We start from the raw sequence: 17172 nt of genomic DNA, 5'->3' as shown, positions 1-17172 counted from the left end.
TTCAACTAAGGGAAGGGGGATTTTAGTGGCCAATTATACTGAAATGTATAAAAGTAAATTGACCACACCTGATCAGGCTGTCAGTGTTGTCAAATCAGGAGATTGGGTGGATTATAATGCCTTTACTGGCCGCCCCATCGCATTGGACAGGGCTTTGGCCAAAAGAAAAGAAGAATTGAATGGTGTAAAAATAAGGGCAACTACCACCATGTATGGCGTACCCGAAGTCGTCAAGGCAGACCCTGAATCACAGCATTTTATCTATAACAACTGGCATTTTAGCGGCCTTGATCGTAAGTTAGCCGACCAGGGAAACTGTTGGTATGCTCCGGTCCTTTACAGAGAAGTCCCCAGTTACTATCAAAAATATGTAGACGTTGATGTAGCCATGCTGCAGGTTTGCCCCATGGATGATAAGGGCTATTTTAACTTTGGTGTCCAGGTTTCCCATGCCAGAGCCATTGTTGACAAAGCCAAAATCGTTATCCTAGAGGTAAATCAAAATATGCCCCGGGCCTTGGGCGGCTATAATGAAATCATTCATATTTCGGAAGTGGATTATGTGGTGGAGGGTGACCACAATCCGATCCCACAGATACCCAGCCCCGTGGCCTCAGATGAGGATCGCAAGATCGCCCAATACGTAATGGAAGAAATCGAAGATGGTGCCTGTATCCAACTGGGTATTGGCGCAATGCCCAATGTAGTGGGTAAATTGTTAGCCGATTCTGATTTAAAAGACCTGGGTGCTCACACCGAGATGCTGGTGGATGCCTATGTGGATATGTATGAAGCCGGTGTGCTGACGGGAAAAAGGAAAAATATTGACCAATACAAAATGGTCTATACCTTTGCCATGGGCACCCAAAGACTTTATGATTTTATTAATAATAACCCCATCTGTGCCGCCTACCCGGTAAGCTACACCAATAACCCAAAAAACATCGCTCAAAATGACAAGGTGATGTCCATCAACAATGCCGTGGAAGTGGATCTTTTCAGTCAAGTGAATTCCGAGACCTCCGGCATGAGGCAGATCAGCGGCACAGGCGGTCAATTTGACTTTATAACCGGTGCCTATGAATCCAAGGGGGGCAAGAGCTTCATCTGCCTTACCTCAACCTATAAGGATAAACAAGGTAAGTCCTTTTCCCGCATCATTCCTTTCCTAAGAAATGGCTCCATCGTAACTGCCCCCAGAACATCGGTGGAATATGTGGTTACTGAATATGGCAAAGCTGTTTTAAAAGGAAAAACTACCTGGGAACGTGCCGAAGCCCTTATCTCCATCGCCCATCCCGATTTTAGAGATGAGTTGATTAAGTCAGCACAGGATATGGGTATTTGGCGGAGGAGCAATAAAATATAGCCAGCCGCTGTCAATGGCCGTGAGCCATGAGCCATCGGTTATAGGGGCGACCTTTGGTCGCCCCTTCCCCATGGTGCCGTTAGTTGATGGCAGCACAAATACGCAAGAACAAAACCCACAGTCAAAGGGCTGTGGGTTTTTAAGCTTAGAGGTGGGGATCAGACTATCTGTTCAGAAACCGATTGCTCAAGCAATATGGTTTTATCCTCTAACCATTGCCGTCTGGGAGCATCCAGTGCTGCCTGGGGATTTAATTGAAAATCTGTATTCATGATCATCTGGTGTCCCCGGGGCTGCATGAAGGCACCCATGACGTCAAAGGAACCCCTGGCTTAATTGTCCTTGGTTAAAAAGCCGGGGATAATGGCAATGGTTGTGAAGTATGACTCCATTTTACCTGGAATCGCTCTGCACTTTGTAGTTAAAACAATCCTTTATGCAGTGGCCTGAAACATAAACCAGCCATCCTTGACCGAAAATTGGCATACACCGCCATGCTTTTCCACGATATGAGCCATACTTTTTGTGCCAAAACCATGCCCCTGTTCTTTTGATACAGGAAGCCCCTGATGGAATATTGGTTCGGTCTGATAACTGTTGCGGATGTCAATGCACAGTTTATTATTCTTGTCATACACACGCAGCTTGATATAGCGTTCATTGCTGTCGGCTATATTTTCACAGGCATCTATGGCGTTTTCCAAAGCATTTGACAATAGTGAACAAAGCTCGGTGTCGCTAAACGGAAGCGAGTCGGGCAGCTTCGCTTCTACCGTCAATAGAATTCCCGATTGTTTTGCTTTGGCGGCAAAAGCGGACAAAATCAGATTGACGGTTTCATTTTCGCAAAAGCGCATGGGCGTGATGGCATCCATGTCGGACTGGGCAGTCCGTAGATACTCTTTGATCTCCTCTATGCGTTCCTCGGATGCCAGACCCTGTAAAAGAGCGAAATGGTGGCGCATATCGTGCCGATAGGCCACGGCATTCTGCTGCAGCTGCCGCAGAGAAGCAAATTCTGTTTGTGCCTGCCGGAACTGCGTATCCAGCATATCCCGCTCTCTTTGGATACTTGCCTGTTTTTGTGTTTCGGCATAGTAAAGGAGGACAAACACAAAATAGAATGCCGATGTCACGAAGGGCATGAACTGTACAGCCGCACGTGTTCCGCTATACATAAAATCGGTGTAAACCGTGGCGGTATAGTCGAACAGATAGTAAAAAGCCGGCATGGCGCCAAACAGCAGGCAGGATTTAACGGAGCGTTCCATCAGATGCCGAACCGATTTCACCACATATTTTTGCAGCAAATAGTACATCAGAAACACAGCCGCGACATAGCCGACATGGTTTATGGAAGCACTGTCAAAAGCGGCGCCTGCGACACTGCCGATCCAACGGGGAGGCTGGCAGCACAAGAAGGAGGCAAACATGCTGGTTAGTGAAATCAGCCACGGGCGTTTTAAGAACACGACGATAAAAACAGCCACCGGCAAATGAGAAATCAGCGGATATATTTTTATCGTCATGTCCATGCCCCAGATTCGCAAGCAGACTAGTTGCACAATAAATAAAATGAAGGTAAAGCATCCGAAAGCCAGATGATTTTTCCGTGTATGCGCCATTCCGGCGAAACTGACCGCAACCGCCGCACCGAATAACAGGGCAAACCAATAGCGAGAGAACGCAATGACAGTTTCTAGCATTTTGGTTCCTCCTTTCTCTTATTCCCCCTCCATTTGATAAGCCAGATACTGCTCTTTAATCTCCCGTGCCTTACCTTGTGCAACAGGAACAGATGAAAGGGTTTGTAAGGTCACCCGGCGATTTTCAATGGTATCCACATACTGCATATTCACAATATAAGAGCGATGGGTTTTGATAAAACGCCCATATTTCAGCAGATTATCGCAGACGGAGGAAAAGGGTTCTGTGCATTCGATTACCTTACCGGAGCGCAGATGATACAACACATTTCTGCCAATGACCTCGGCAAAAACCAAATTGGAGATCAGTATTTTTTGAATTCCCTCATTACTCTTTACGATAACCGCATCCTCACTTTTTTCCGCTTTTATCCGCTCCAGCATTTCGTCAAAGGTGAAGAATAATTTTTCCTTCGATATCGGCTTTAATACATAGTTAATGGCTTTCACCGAATAGCTTTCCAAAGCAAACTCGGGCGATGAGGTAAAGAACAAAATCGGTGCGGTTTTGTCAAAAGCACGGATTTCCTTTGCGACATCAATGCCCATAAAGCCCGGCATAATGATATCCAGACAGTATATATCAAACCGCTTTCCTTTTTCTAAGGCCGAAACCAGCTCAAATCCGTTTGGAAAGACGGCGTATTCGCAGTCCAGATGTTTAGAAGTTCGGTACAGATCTATAAGCTGTACCATATTGGATAACTCGTCAATATTGTCATCACAGACCGCAATCTGCAGCACAAGCACCCCCCATTTCCCTATTATTCTATTTCTCCATGATAAATTTACCATAAAAATCGAATATCCGACACTATGTTTCATGTCGAAAAAATCATGTTTCATGCAGCGGACGGTTTTTGCGGGGGAATTTCTGATAGCTTGAGGCTGTGAAACAAAATTTCTAAAGGAGGAACACCCTTATGAAAAAACGATTTATGGGCATACTGCTCATCTTTTGCATGGCACTGACGATGCTACCGATGACTGCATATGCATCCCTTCCCAACAACCCCACACCGAAAAATGGCTGGTACTATCTTCGGTGCATGGGCAACTATCTCAACCTTGACGCAAAGGGCAACGCGGAACTGCGCGACAAAACCAACACTCCGGAGGGAAATACAAAATGGCTCCTGCGCTACCTCGGAAGTGCCGGAAGCGGTGGCGCGTACGCCTTGGAGACGGTGGACGGCAAGCGTTTGGGCATATCCAGCATATCGAACGGTGCCCGGGTAAAGGTGTTGGCAAATGACCCGGCTAACCCTTTGCTGAGCTGGCGGCTGTGCGGCGAAAATAAACCCAGCAAGGATATTTGCAGCCTGCGCCCCGTTGATAATCAAGATATGTTATTGAACGCCTCCGGTCAAAAAAAGACGGATGGAACCGCGATTATTTTATGGAACCATATAGACAAATGGGTTTGTCCGAGCCACCCTGTCCCTGACGGGCCCGAACATAGCGAGTTCCGGTTTATCCCCGCGGACAACCCCTCCGCAGGCATCGCAAAAGCACCCGCCACCGGTTGGTACTGTCTGCAAGTGTTCAGCGGCAACAACCAGCGCACGCTAAACATAGATGCCTCGGGCAATGCGGAATTGAATCGCTGGAACCAATCCACAGAGGGCACACGGGAGCTCTATGTGGAAAACAAGGGGAACAATCAAATAACCGCCAGAATGAAGGACGGAAGATATCTGGGCATCGCCGATCCCATAACGAACGGAACACGGGTAAAGGCTGTGAGCAGTCCGTATCTTTGGAATGCCTACAACGAAAACACCGCTGGCTTAAAATCAAGCTACGAACGGTGCAGCCTGCGACCACCTACTGCCACTAAGCTGGTAATGAACGCCTCAAATGAAAAAAGCGACATCGGAACTCCCGTTATCCTGTGGACAGAAACGAACATGAACGCCCCGAGTCATGCCGAGTGGACATTTACCGTTTTAAGAGAAGACCAAATCCCGAACGTGCAATTCTCAACGAAACCTACCCCGGCGCCGGTCACACCACCCGCGCCCATGGTTACCCAACAGAAAATGGAGGATTTGAAATGAAAAAATTACTGGTACTTATGATGGCGCTTGCCATGACGCTGAGCCTTGCAGCCTGCGGAGGAAACAATTCCGCACCAACTTCCACGCCTGAGACATCGGCGCCTGTCGCTTCGGACATCACACTTGTCAACAAGGTAGCAAATTACACCGCTCTGCTCGTTCCCAGCGATTTTGGCGAATTTAGTGACAAAGACGGCTACGCTGTGGCTGAAGGTCCCAATGCCAGCATTGTCGTAACACCTACATTCCCATCGGATACACGGATTGGGGATGTTACCGAGGACTATATGCTTGAATCACTGGGGGATACCTATTCCAACATCAAGGTGCTTGCCTTTGATAATCCTGCTAAAATTGCGGAAGTGGATTCCTTGTCCTTCCTCTGCACAGGCGACAGCAATACCAGCGGCAAAAACGTAACCACTTGTCAAATTATTTTATACTTCGCAATCGATGGTCAGAATTGCGAGCAGCATATTGCTTTTACTTACACCACAGGGGCAAATTCCTCCCTTGAGGCGAATCTGGCCGATATACTTCCGAGTATCACATTGGAGTAATCACGCATACAGGCAACAAAATGGGCAGACGGACAAAATAGTGGTCTGTCTGCCCATTCAAAAATAAACAAGGAGGAAACTTTATTATGCTGCCAACTTTCATCGCAATCATCACAATTGCTACGGTCATTGTGTTGTGGATAATCTCTACACAGCGCAAGCTGGTGGTGCTTGATGAGAATATCAGCAATGCCATGAGCCAGATCGGGGTGCAGCTTTCCAGCCGTTTTGATGCCCTGACGGCTCTTTTGGATTTGACAAAGGGCTATGCCAAGCACGAAAGCGAAACGCTGATTGAAACAATCAAATCAAGAAGAAGTGTGATTACGGCAAAATCCACACCGGATGATGTGCTGCGTCAAGAAGGGATTATTTCCGAAGCCTTGGGCAGGATTGCCATGGTAACGGAGCAATACCCCGAATTAAAGGCAAACCAAACTTATATCAAAACCATGGACGCGGTGCAAACCTTTGAAAACATGGTGCGCACCAGCCGCCTGATTTACAACGACAGCGTGACGAAGCTCAACCGTGAAATCCGAATGTTCCCGGTCTCCATGATTGCTGGGATGTTAGGCTTCCGGCAAAGAGACTATCTGGAGGAGCAGGCGGCCAAGGCGGATATGCCAAGCATGAAATGAGGTGCTTTATGCGTAAAAGAGTGAGCAGCCTGATTCTATGCTTTGTCCTGCTATTTGCCCTACCTCTCCCCTCCTTTGCAGCGAATCAGGTGCATACCATGGATATTCAGGCTGTCATTTACGAGGATGGCTCTATGCACATCACCCAGAGCTGGGAAGGGAGCTTTGAGGAAGGAACCGAATGCTATATTCCCATGAATGCACCCGATTATCTGACCGTCAGCGAGCTTAAGGTCTCTGACCAAAACGGTATCTATGATACGGTGCCGGATTGGAACATTGATTGGAGCTTTGAAGAAAAGGCAAAAAAATGCGGTATTCATGATACGGACAGCGGTTATGAAATCTGCTTCGGCATCAGCCGGTACGGGCAAAATCGCTACACCATTGCATATAAGTTGGATAACGTAGTAGGTGGATATGCCGACAGGGACGGCGTAAATTTCCGATTTGTGGGTGACGGAATGAATACAACACCCACCGATGTGACGGTTCAAATCCGCCTTGCGGATGGCACACCCATCACCGATGAAATTGCCGATGTATGGGGCTTTGGCTTCGCAGGCGAGGTGGCATTTGAGAATGGAAGTATCGTTGCCCGTACAGATACCCCGCTCTCTGCGGAAAACCATGTGACGGTACTGTTTAATCTGGAGAAAGGAATCCTTTCCCCCTTACGACAGGAATCAGGGAGCTTTGAGGAAGTGAGAGAAAAAGCCTTTTCGGGCAGCGATTACGATAACATCGGCTCCACCGGCGAAGAAGTATCCGTATTTGCGGTAATCGTTACGATACTGCTGTCCATCGGACTTCCCATCGGGCTGATTATCTGGATTGGCAGGATGAAAAAGAAAAGGGCAGAGAAAAAACGGCAAAGATTCGCAGAGCGGTTCGGGTATTTCAGAGAGCTTCCCAACGGGGGCAGACTGAGCGCCACCTATGCGTTAGGGAGAATGTTTGATGTGTGTGAGGATGGCGCGATTCTCGCCACAGGGATGCTGCGGCTTACCCAGCTGGACTGCCTGTCCCCTGTGGAAACCCAGGAAGTCGGCTTTATGGGTAAGACCAAAGAAGCGGTCAGTCTGCGGTTGATGGGCAGCCAGCATGACAAAATGAACGAGTACGATGAGTACCTTTATACGGTATTGGAGGGTGCTGCCGGTTCGGATGCCATCTTGCAGGCAAAGGAGCTGGAACGCTTTGCAAATCAAAATGATACGCTGCTTCGTGCTTATATTCAAAAGCATGACAGTGCAGGCAGAGCCTATTTGAATCAAAAGCACTGCCTGAAACGGTGGAATATTCCTGCCAAACTAACCGACCTGACGCCAGCCGGTGAACAGGAGCTGGGCGAGCTGCTGGGGCTCAAACGGTATTTGGAGGATTTTTCACTGGTTGCCGAGCGGGGTGTCAAGGAAATGCCGATTTGGCGGGAGCTGCTGACCTATGCCATGCTGTTTGGCATAGCCGATCAGGTGGCGGAGCAAATGAAAGAGTTATATCCGGCACTTTCTTCCGAACTAACTGATTACAGCCAGAGCATGGTTACAGCCTATTCCTATCACTATTTGCTTTACAGCAATATGAAGAAAGCCGAGGAGCGGCGCGAACAGGAAAAGCGCAGCGGCGGAGGCGGCGGATTTGCTTCCTTTGGCGGAGGTGGCGGCTCCATCGGCGGCGGTTCAGGCGGCGGAACGAGATAAGAATTGATCATAGGGAGGAAATGAAGATGGGCTTATTCTCTAAAAAACCCCCTTGCCCCATCTGCGGCGGCAAAATTTCGTGGTTTCTGCCATCGAAAATAGAGGGCGAATACATCTGTGACACCTGCCACAACAAGATCGATATGGAGACCGACAAGGAAAGCCAACTGACGATGCAAAGTTTTCGGGAATATTTGACATTTTACGATCAAAACCAGCTGCTGAAAGATCAGTTCGTGATTTCTGAACGGATTGACTTCGGCCTTTGGGATACCAAAATTATCTTCGATTACCAGAACAAGCTGTTCTGCCTGAGCAAAAACCTGGACAAAACCGTATTTGAGGGCAAACAGTTGAAATCCTTTATCATTAAAGAGGATAGCGCCCCTCTGTTCGAGGGTTCGGCGGCGGGCCTACGCCGCTATGCCAGTACCGTGCCGGAGCGCGCCATGGCCCTGGCACCGCAAATCTCCCAGTTTATGATGAACAGGCAGATGGCCCGTGCCATGGACAAGCTGGATGACGGCAAGGCAAACTGGTCAGCACCGAGGCAGTATTTTGATGTGCCGGAACCCTTTCAGGTGTTTAACGTGGAACTGCATTTCGACCACCCCTACTGGACGGTGATTAAATGCGATATGGACGGCCCCCGATTTGATAATAACCTCCCGGATGTGAACGGCTACATCCGCTCGTATCAGCGCAGCATTGGGGAAATTGAAAAGCTGGTGACTGCATTCAAGACGGTGGCCTTTCCGGAAGCACCAGATCAGTCCATTGGTCATGGTGCAGCGGGGGCACAGGCGGTACATACAACCATGGCACCCCCTGTCGACGCCATCGGGGAAATCAAAAAATACAAAACACTGATGGAAGAAGGCATCATTTCCCAGCAGGAGTTTGACGCAAAGAAGAAGCAGTTGCTTGGAATTTGAAGAAAACCGCTATATCACTGTGGAAAGAAGGGGATTGCATGACTTACGCCTGCGAGGACTGCGGCTTTCTGTTCTACCGGGCAGGAGAGGTAAGGGAATGCCCCTCCTGTGAGAAAAACCATATTCGCTCTGCCACCAAAGAAGAAACCCAGAGGTTGCAGACACTTCTGGAACGAGGAAAACCAACTTTACCAGTTGAGGAGGAACAGACCCTATGAAGAAAAGAGGTAAAATGCTGCAACGCGGCAAGAGAAGGACTCCTAGGGGACGATTGCTAAGTATGTTTCTGGTGCTGTGCATGGTGCTTACCATGCTGCCGGTTTCGGCAATGGCGGAAGAAGCGCAAACGACCATTGGCGCAAGCGGGGAAATTATTGCATTTGAGCCGCTAGCAGAAACAGAAAAAACGGTCACGACCGGTACATCCATTAAGGATTTAGAACTGCCCGAAACCCTGACCGCCACAGTGCGGGCAGCCGTGATTTCGGACAGCGGCGCGTCGGAGGAAACCGTGCAGGATTCCGCAAGCCCGGAAGAGGATACGGCAGTGGATGATTCGGCTACTGCAACCGCCGACTCCGCCATAGAGGCAGAGGTCAGCGAGCCGCAGGAAGCAGGCGAAGCGACCACTCCCGAGTGGGAAGAAACAACCGTGGACATTCCCGTTACATGGATTTCCCAGCCGGAATATGACATGGACACCGAGGGTGAGTATGTATTTACCCCTGTGATTGGGGGATATACGGTCAGCGCTGAGCTGCCGGAGATTGCTGTGACGGTGGAAGCGGCGCGCATGATGATGGGGATGATCAGCCCGATGGCTGTCACAGAATACAGCATCTGGGTGGGCGGCACGCGGGTGACCAGCGACAACATGAACGATGTGCTCGGGGACGGAACGGTGCGCTACACCCCCGCGTCGAGCAGTCCGTACCCAACCCTTACCTTGAACAACGCCAGAATTACGGGAGCGCTTACTTCGCAGACGGTGCCCCAAAGAAAATACGGCATTTACACGGAATACAGCCTCAAAATTGTATTGGAGGGCAGCAATACGATTACTACTGAGTCCGGTGCTTATAGTTACGCCATCTGTGTGAATAACGGGCACCTTACCATATCCGGCACCGGTAGCCTCAACGCCGCAGGCGGGAAGGCAACATATAATCAAGGCGCCAGCTACGGTGTGTATCTCGACCAGGGTAACCTAATCGTTGAAAGCGGCAGTTTGACAGCAAGTGGGGATGTATCTAAGGGGTTCGGCAGTTACGGTGTGGTGGTGCAGAGCGGGAATGCCATAGTTAAAGGCGGCAGCCTTAAAGCCACAGGCGGGCAGGCAACAGATAAATCAGATGGTAAAAGCTATGGCATATGGATAATAGGCAACTCTAATAGACTAGTTGTTGAAGGCGGCGCGGTAAGTGCCACCAGCGGTACGGCAAAAACTGACAGCTACGGCATTGGTGCCAGTAGCATCAGCATCAACGGCGGCACGGTAACCGCCAGCGCTCAGGGGCAGGCAATGAAAATAGCCCCCACCTTCGGCAGCAGCTATATCCACAAAAACACTGCCGGAGCAAGCCCCAGCAGCACCGGCGCGGTAGTTGTGACCGACGAGATACTCACAACAGATATCAGGAGCTACAAATATGTCAAGATTGAGAGCCCAGTTGTTGCCAAAAATACAACAACAGGCACAGGCTACGCCACCCTGCAAAAGGCGGTTGATGAGGTTGCGGAGAAGGAAACCATTCAACTGCTGGATGACATCACACTCACAGCTACTGTCACCATCGCCAGCGGCAATAGTAAAAGCTTTACCCTTGACCTAAACGGACACACGCTGAACGGCGGCTACGCTACCGCCATAAGCCATGAAGGTAGCGGAACATTGACCATCACCGATACCTCAGGCGGTGAGGGCGGTACAGTTTTGAGCAGCAGTGGTTGGAAGGGCAGTACAATTACGCTACTAAATGATAGCTCTCTGGTTGTTTCAGGCGGTACTGTGAAGTATACAGGCGACGGCCTCGGTGCAATTTATAGCACATCCACTAGTAGCGTAAGTGTGACCAGCGGTACGGTGGAAAGCACTGGCCAATCCAATGGTATTTATAGCAGTAGCACTGGTAGTGTAAGTGTGACTGGCGGCACAGTGAAAAATACCAATTCTTCATCTGCAAATGCCGATGCGATTTCCAACAATGGCACCGGCATGGTGAGCGTTTCCGGAGGCAGAGTGATTTCGGGTTCGGGCCGTGCGATTCTCAACCTTGACGCCGGCAGCGTAAGCGTTTCAGGAGGAACGGTAAGTGCAGATGCAAGTCCTGCGATTTTGGAGGGTGGACTCGGAAAAATCACTATCGGCGGCACGGCTACGGTCACCAGCGCAAATTCTTCAGCCACCTACCCCGGCACGATTTATCTGGACTTTGGCGGTAGTCCTGCCCTTGAAATCACCGGCGGAACGATAGAAAATACCGCGGCAGGCGGCAATGCAATTTATAATATAATCAACAGAAAAATTTCAATCCCAAGCGGTACGCCTGTTATTAAAGGCGACGGCAAGGCGATGAACAAAGCCCCGGATTTGAGCGGCTATGCCAATGTAAAAGTTACGGCAAGCACCTTTTACAATGGAGCTTCACCGGTCACTTACAATGCGGCGAACATCGCCACCTACAAATACCTCAAGTTTGAACAGGGCTCGGCCAATGTCGCCCAAATCGGCAGCACAGGCTACGAAACCCTGCAAGAGGCGGTTAATGCAGTTGCGGAGGGACAGACCATTCAGCTGCTGGATGACATCACACTTACAGCTACTGTCACCATCGCCAGCGGTAGTAATAAGAGCTTCACCCTTGACCTAAAGGGCAAAACCCTGGACGGCGGCGCTAACACCGCCATCAAGCATGAAGGCACCGGCACGTTGACCATCACCGACACCAAAGGTGGCGGAAAGGTCACAGCAAAAAAAGACAAGTACTCCTGCACGATTGATCTAAATGGCGGCAGCCTTGTTGTTGTCGGTGGTACATTGGAAAACACAGATGTTGGTTCTGCAATCTATAACGAAGGTGCTGGAACTGTCAACATCCAAGGCGGCACAGTAAGGGGCTATTCTTATGCAATTCAAAACAAATCAACCGGCGATGTGATCGTTTTCGACGGTGTTCTAGAAGGCCAAATTGCGATTTATAATTCCTCCGGGAGCGGCAATGTAACGATTTCCGGTGGTGCATTAAGCGGCATGCGGGGCATTTACAACTTTAGCACCGGCGAAGTAAGTGTTTCCGGCGGTACGGTAAGCGCAAGCGGAGACAATTCGCAGGCAATTCAAAACGTGGGCGGCGGCAACGTGAATGTCTCCGGCGGCACGCTAAAAGCAAGCGGAGACAAATCACGCGCAATTTCTAACGGGAGCATGGTCAACGTGAGTATTTCCGGCGGCACGGTTAGCGCCACAGGCACAAACAGCGTTGGAATTGATTCTGCCACAATCTACATCCCAAGCGGTTCGCCCGTCATCCAGGGCGGAGGCAGAGCGATGAATACGGCCCCGGATCTTAGCGGCTATACCAAAGTAAAGGTTACAGCAAGCACCAATTACGATGGAACACCATCGGTTGCTTACGATTCGGAGAAAATAGGCACCTACAAATACCTAACCTTTACGAATGATACGGACAATACGGTCACCAACTTGAATTTGGGCGGCAAGCTGATCGCCCCGGAAACCGGCGGCACACCGATGACAACCATCACCGATGATGATCAGTACACCGGCACAGTGGAATGGGATGGCAGCCCCACGAAATTCCTTGCCGACACAGTCTACTCCGCCACCGTCACCCTAACGGCGAAACCCGGTTACACCTTTTCAGGCGTGGCGCAAAGGGCGTTTACCTGCACCGGTGCAACCTATGTAATGAACCCTGCAGGCGATGGAGATATGCTGAATGTGACCATTACATTCCCTAAAACGGCGGCAAGCGCACTGCAATCAATTGCCATTACCACGCCGCCTAACACGACGGCTTACAAATTTGGAGATGCTTTCAGTATTGCAGGCATGGTGGTGAAGGCCACCTATAACGACGGCACGGAGGATGCAAACTTTACCGCCTACACGGTGGATAAAACAGGTGCGCTCACCATGGGCGATACCACAATCACCCTGACGGCAAACGGCACAAGCATCACAACTACCCAAGCCATCACCGTTACCAAGGCCGACGGCCCCGCCGCTCCAACAGGGCTTGCGGGTGTAGCACCCACCAGTGCGGGCGGCACAGACGGCAAGATCACCGGTACAAGCACCGCCATGGAGTATGCTAAAAACCTCGGCTTTACCGGTGCTGCCGACTGCACCGCAACCGAAACCACTGGCCTTTCCGCAGGAACTTACTATGTGCGCGTAAAAGCCACTGCTACCCATGAGGCGAGTGCATCCGCCACAGTTACCGTTCCGGCAGGCGTTACGAAAATCGCCGTGCCTACCGCAAACACAGGACTCAAGTGGACTGGTACTGAACAAATCGGCGTGAACAGCGGCACAGGCTATACCCTCAGCGGAACCGATAAAGCAACGGATGTCGGGGACTATATCGCTACAGCGACTCTGCAATCCGGCTATGCTTGGAACGATAACACCAACACTGACAAAACAATCTCTTGGAGTATAGCAAAGGCTGACGGTCCCGCAGTCACCGGCGTATCTGCCGTGAACTGCACCACTGTCAGCAATAATGACGGCAAGCTCACCGGCGTGACTACCGCTATGGAGTATAAGAAAAGCGATGCTGCAAGTTACATCCCCGGTACCGGCAGCGACATTACTGGACTTACAAACGGCACCTATTTGGTGAGGGTCAAGGCAACTGCCACTCATAATGAAGGTGCGGACAGCAGCTTTACCGTGGGTGCATATGTGCCCGGTGCCCTCACCGGCACGGCAACCATAAGCAATGTAGCTCCGAGAATTGACAATGTGCTGAACGGCTCCCTTGACGACAGCAACAACACCGGTACGCTGACCTATGTATGGAAAGCTGATGGAACACAAGTCGGCACAGGCGCAAGCTATATGGTAAATATGGCAGACCACGGAAAGACAATCACGCTTGAAATTCAGTCAACTATAGAAACCGGCACGGTCACCAGCACAGCGACCGCGGCTGTGTTAAAGAAAGCGGCTCCGTCCGCACCGGGAGCGCCTACGCTCGCTTCAAAGACGCATAACACCGTTACGCTTACGGCAAATGCGGCTTACCAGTTCTCTAAGGACGGCACCACCTGGCAGACAGGCAATGTGTTCAGCGGCCTGACGGCAAGCACAGCGTATACCTTCTACCAGCGGGTGGCTGAAACTGCCGACACAGAAGCGTCGACGCCAAGCACGGGATTCAGTGTGACCACCGACACCGCTCCGGCAGATGCCCTTACCGGCACGGCGACCATCAGCGGTACGCTAAAATACGGTCAAACGCTGACCGTCGCATACAGTTCCGGCAATAACACCGGCAACCTTTCCTATCAGTGGAAGCGGGGCAACATCAATATAGGCACAAATTCCAATACTTATACCATTGTGGAAGCCGACATCAATCAAACCCTCACCTGTGAGGTAACAAGTGATGTGCAAACAGGCTCAGTTTCCGGTAGCATCACCGCTACCATTAGCAAAGCGGATGGTTACGCAGTCACCGGCGTATCTGCCGTGAACTGCACCACTGTCAGCAATAATGACGGCAAGCTCACCGGCGTGACTACCGCTATGGAGTATAAGAAAAGCGATGCTGCAAGTTACATCCCCGGTACCGGCAGCGACATTACTGGACTTACAAACGGCACCTATTTGGTGAGGGTCAAGGCAACTGCCACTCATAATGAAGGTGCGGACAGCAGCTTTACCGTGGGTGCATATGTGCCCGGTGCCCTCACCGGCACGGCAACCATAAGCAATGTAGCTCCGAGAATTGACAATGTGCTGAACGGCTCCCTTGACGACAGCAACAACACCGGTACGCTGACCTATGTATGGAAAGCTGATGGAACACAAGTCGGCACAGGCGCAAGCTATATGGTAAATATGGCAGACCACGGAAAGACAATCACGCTTGAAATTCAGTCAACTATAGAAACCGGCACGGTCACCAGCACAGCGACCGCGGCTGTGTTAAAGAAAGCGGCTCCGTCCGCACCGGGAGCGCCTACGCTCGCTTCAAAGACGCATAACACCGTTACGCTTACGGCAAATGCGGCTTACCAGTTCTCTAAGGACGGCACCACCTGGCAGACAGGCAATGTGTTCAGCGGCCTGACGGCAAGCACAGCGTATACCTTCTACCAGCGGGTGGCTGAAACTGCCGACACAGAAGCGTCGACGGCAAGCACGGGATTCAATGTGACGACAAATCCAAAGGGTGGCAGTGGTGGTTCCGGCGGTGGCGGCGGTTCCGCAGACAACAACAGTAGCCCTGTCCTTGTCACGCTACCCGCACCGGACAAGCCTAATTCTCCCACCCAGGGCGAAATCAAGGTTCCCGGCACAATGGACAGCAAGGGCAACGTCACAGTGAACATCACTGACAAAACCGTGACCGACGCCTTTGATAAGGCTCTGGCGGACGCCAAGAAAAACGGCAATGAGCAAAACGGCATCACTGTAGTACTCCGTGTGGACACCGGCAGCAAGACCGGCTCCCATGTTACGGTCAATCTGCCAAAGACCGTGCAGGATACCATCCTTGCAAAGAAAATCGTCAACATCCTTGTGGTGGTGGCCAACCCCGACATCCGAATCGGCATGGATTTGGCAACCGTGCAGGAAATCAATCAGCAGGCAAAATCGGATGTCAATATTACCGCCACCCGCACGGATAGCGGCAGGCTAACCGGGGAAGCGAAAAAAGCCATTGGCAGCCGTCCGGTATTCGACCTCACGGTGAACTACGGCAGCGGCAAACAGGTGCAGAGCTTTGGCGCAGGCAGCGTATCGGTAACCATCCCATACACCCTTGGCGCAAATGAAAAAGCCGGGAATGTGCAGGCGGTCTATGTGGACGGCAATGGAAAGGTACACTGGCTCACCAGTTCTGTTTATGACAGCGTAAACAAGGTACTGCGCTTTAGCACCAATCATTTTTCCACCTACGGTATCGGCTACAAACAAACCAATACCATATTTACGGACATTGCAAGCCATTGGGCGAAGGAAGATATTGAGTTTGTGGTAAGCCGTGGATTGTTCAGCGGCACTTCCACCACCACCTTCAGCCCGAACACTGCAATGACAAGAGGAATGTTTGTCACCGCGCTGGGACGGCTGGCAAAGGCCGATGTGAGCAGCTACAAGCAAAGCAGCTTCACCGATGTGAAAAGCGACGCTTACTACATGAGCTACATTGAATGGGCAAGTAAAAACAACATCGTAAACGGCACCGGCAATGGAAAATTTGCCCCGGATCAGTCTATTACCCGTGAGCAGATGGCAGTCATCATGCAGAACTGCACCAAAGTCATCGGCTTCACACTGCCAACGGTTCATGGGGAAAACACCTTTGCGGACAGCGCCAAAATCAGCGCCTACACCAAGGATGCCGTAAAGCAGATGCAGATGGCAGGCGTAATCAGCGGTAAAAATGGTAATCTCTTTGATCCGCAGGGTACAGCCACCCGCGCCGAGGCTTCGGCCGTGCTACGCCGCTTTGTGGAACTTGGCGATCTCCAGTAACACCATGCAGGATTGGACGATGAATGTGCTTCGGATTCCAACGAAGTAAAGCACGAACAATAAAATGAATAATGCCAAGGGCAAACCCGGTTAAAGCCGGGGACGCAAAGACATAGGGTCTCCGGCGTTTTACGCTATGATAGCCTGGCTGCAAAATCGTGCAGAGCCTACCCTCCATTCTGAGGGTGGGCTCTTGCCATATCTTACGGGTATTTCGGGTATTTGTGGTATCGGGCAGGGCTTTTGGTCTTTTGCCTTGGGCAAAGTGAATAGCTTAGACAAAATCGTCCGTATTTCCCCAAGTTATCAAGTTTGGCTTTTCCATCAACTTCAATGTTGGGATATAGCAGACCGTCCATCTCAATGTATTCCAGTTCAAAGTTTGTCATAAAGCAAATCCTCCAATAAAGATTATTTACAATTCATCGGTAATCGTTCGGCTGTATGCTAAACAACTATGATT

At 50.5% G+C, this 17172-nt stretch carries 12 protein-coding genes and 1 riboswitch; of the genes, 8 read left to right on the top strand and 4 right to left on the bottom strand.

The features are described from left to right. Positions 1-25 precede the first annotated feature (25 nt). Positions 26-1369 (top strand): acetyl-CoA hydrolase/transferase family protein, encoded by a 1344-nt coding sequence (locus tag V6C11_RS18040; protein WP_333532598.1) that lies wholly within the window; start codon positions 26-28, stop codon positions 1367-1369. A gap of 158 nt (positions 1370-1527) precedes the next feature. Here the strand turns inward: V6C11_RS18040 and V6C11_RS18035 are convergent, their stop codons facing one another. The 3 genes from V6C11_RS18035 to V6C11_RS18025 all read right to left on the bottom strand — a co-directional run bounded on the left by V6C11_RS18035 (position 1528) and on the right by V6C11_RS18025 (position 3819). Beyond that, the gene (locus V6C11_RS18035) at positions 1528-1680 is read right to left on the bottom strand and encodes a hypothetical protein (RefSeq protein ID WP_442886094.1); all 153 of its coding nucleotides are present in this window, start codon (positions 1678-1680) and stop codon (positions 1528-1530) included. A 123-nt stretch (positions 1681-1803) separates the two neighbouring features. Beyond that, positions 1804-3075, bottom strand: a complete 1272-nt coding sequence (locus V6C11_RS18030) for a sensor histidine kinase (RefSeq protein WP_333532597.1) — start codon at positions 3073-3075, stop codon at positions 1804-1806. 18 nt (positions 3076-3093) lie between these two features. Continuing rightward, a complete protein-coding gene (locus V6C11_RS18025; protein WP_333532596.1) occupies positions 3094-3819 on the bottom strand; it encodes a LytR/AlgR family response regulator transcription factor in 726 nt (241 codons plus the stop codon). Positions 3820-3998: 179 nt separating this feature from the next. Here V6C11_RS18025 and V6C11_RS18020 point away from each other — a divergent pair, with 179 nt between their 5' ends. The 7 genes from V6C11_RS18020 to V6C11_RS17990 all read left to right on the top strand — a co-directional run bounded on the left by V6C11_RS18020 (position 3999) and on the right by V6C11_RS17990 (position 16709). Then, a complete protein-coding gene (locus tag V6C11_RS18020) occupies positions 3999-5135 on the top strand; it encodes a hypothetical protein (RefSeq protein ID WP_333532595.1) in 1137 nt (378 codons plus the stop codon). Next, positions 5132-5695, top strand: coding sequence for a hypothetical protein (locus tag V6C11_RS18015; RefSeq protein ID WP_333532592.1), 564 nt, complete (start codon positions 5132-5134; stop codon positions 5693-5695). The genes V6C11_RS18020 and V6C11_RS18015 overlap by 4 nt, the downstream gene beginning before the upstream one ends. An 86-nt stretch (positions 5696-5781) precedes the next feature. Continuing rightward, positions 5782-6336, top strand: a complete 555-nt coding sequence (locus tag V6C11_RS18010; protein ID WP_333532591.1) for a LemA family protein — start codon at positions 5782-5784, stop codon at positions 6334-6336. A gap of 8 nt (positions 6337-6344) precedes the next feature. Further along, complete coding sequence (locus V6C11_RS18005; RefSeq protein ID WP_333532590.1) at positions 6345-8039, top strand: DUF2207 family protein; 1695 nt, start codon at positions 6345-6347, stop codon at positions 8037-8039. Positions 8040-8065: 26 nt separating this feature from the next. Next, complete coding sequence (locus V6C11_RS18000) at positions 8066-8974, top strand: DUF4428 domain-containing protein (protein ID WP_333532589.1); 909 nt, start codon at positions 8066-8068, stop codon at positions 8972-8974. A gap of 38 nt (positions 8975-9012) precedes the next feature. After that, a complete protein-coding gene (locus V6C11_RS17995; protein WP_333532588.1) occupies positions 9013-9192 on the top strand; it encodes a hypothetical protein in 180 nt (59 codons plus the stop codon). Beyond that, positions 9189-16709, top strand: coding sequence for an S-layer homology domain-containing protein (locus V6C11_RS17990; RefSeq protein WP_333532587.1), 7521 nt, complete (start codon positions 9189-9191; stop codon positions 16707-16709). Before V6C11_RS17995 ends, V6C11_RS17990 begins: the two co-directional genes overlap by 4 nt. Before the next feature lie 69 nt (positions 16710-16778). Further along, a riboswitch (cyclic di-GMP riboswitch) is annotated at positions 16779-16865 on the top strand. A gap of 47 nt (positions 16866-16912) precedes the next feature. On the opposite strand, the gene V6C11_RS17985 is transcribed toward V6C11_RS17990, so the two are convergent. Next, positions 16913-17098: a hypothetical protein gene (locus tag V6C11_RS17985; protein ID WP_333532586.1), complete on the bottom strand. Its 186-nt coding sequence runs from the start codon at positions 17096-17098 to the stop codon at positions 16913-16915. Between the last annotated feature and the right edge of the window lie 74 nt (positions 17099-17172).

Origin of the sequence: Desulfotomaculum sp. 1211_IL3151 (assembly GCF_036763075.1) — a bacterium.
Classification (GTDB): domain Bacteria; phylum Bacillota; class Desulfotomaculia; order Desulfotomaculales; family Desulfotomaculaceae; genus Desulfotomaculum.
This window is presented reverse-complemented; position numbering and strand designations above follow the sequence as displayed.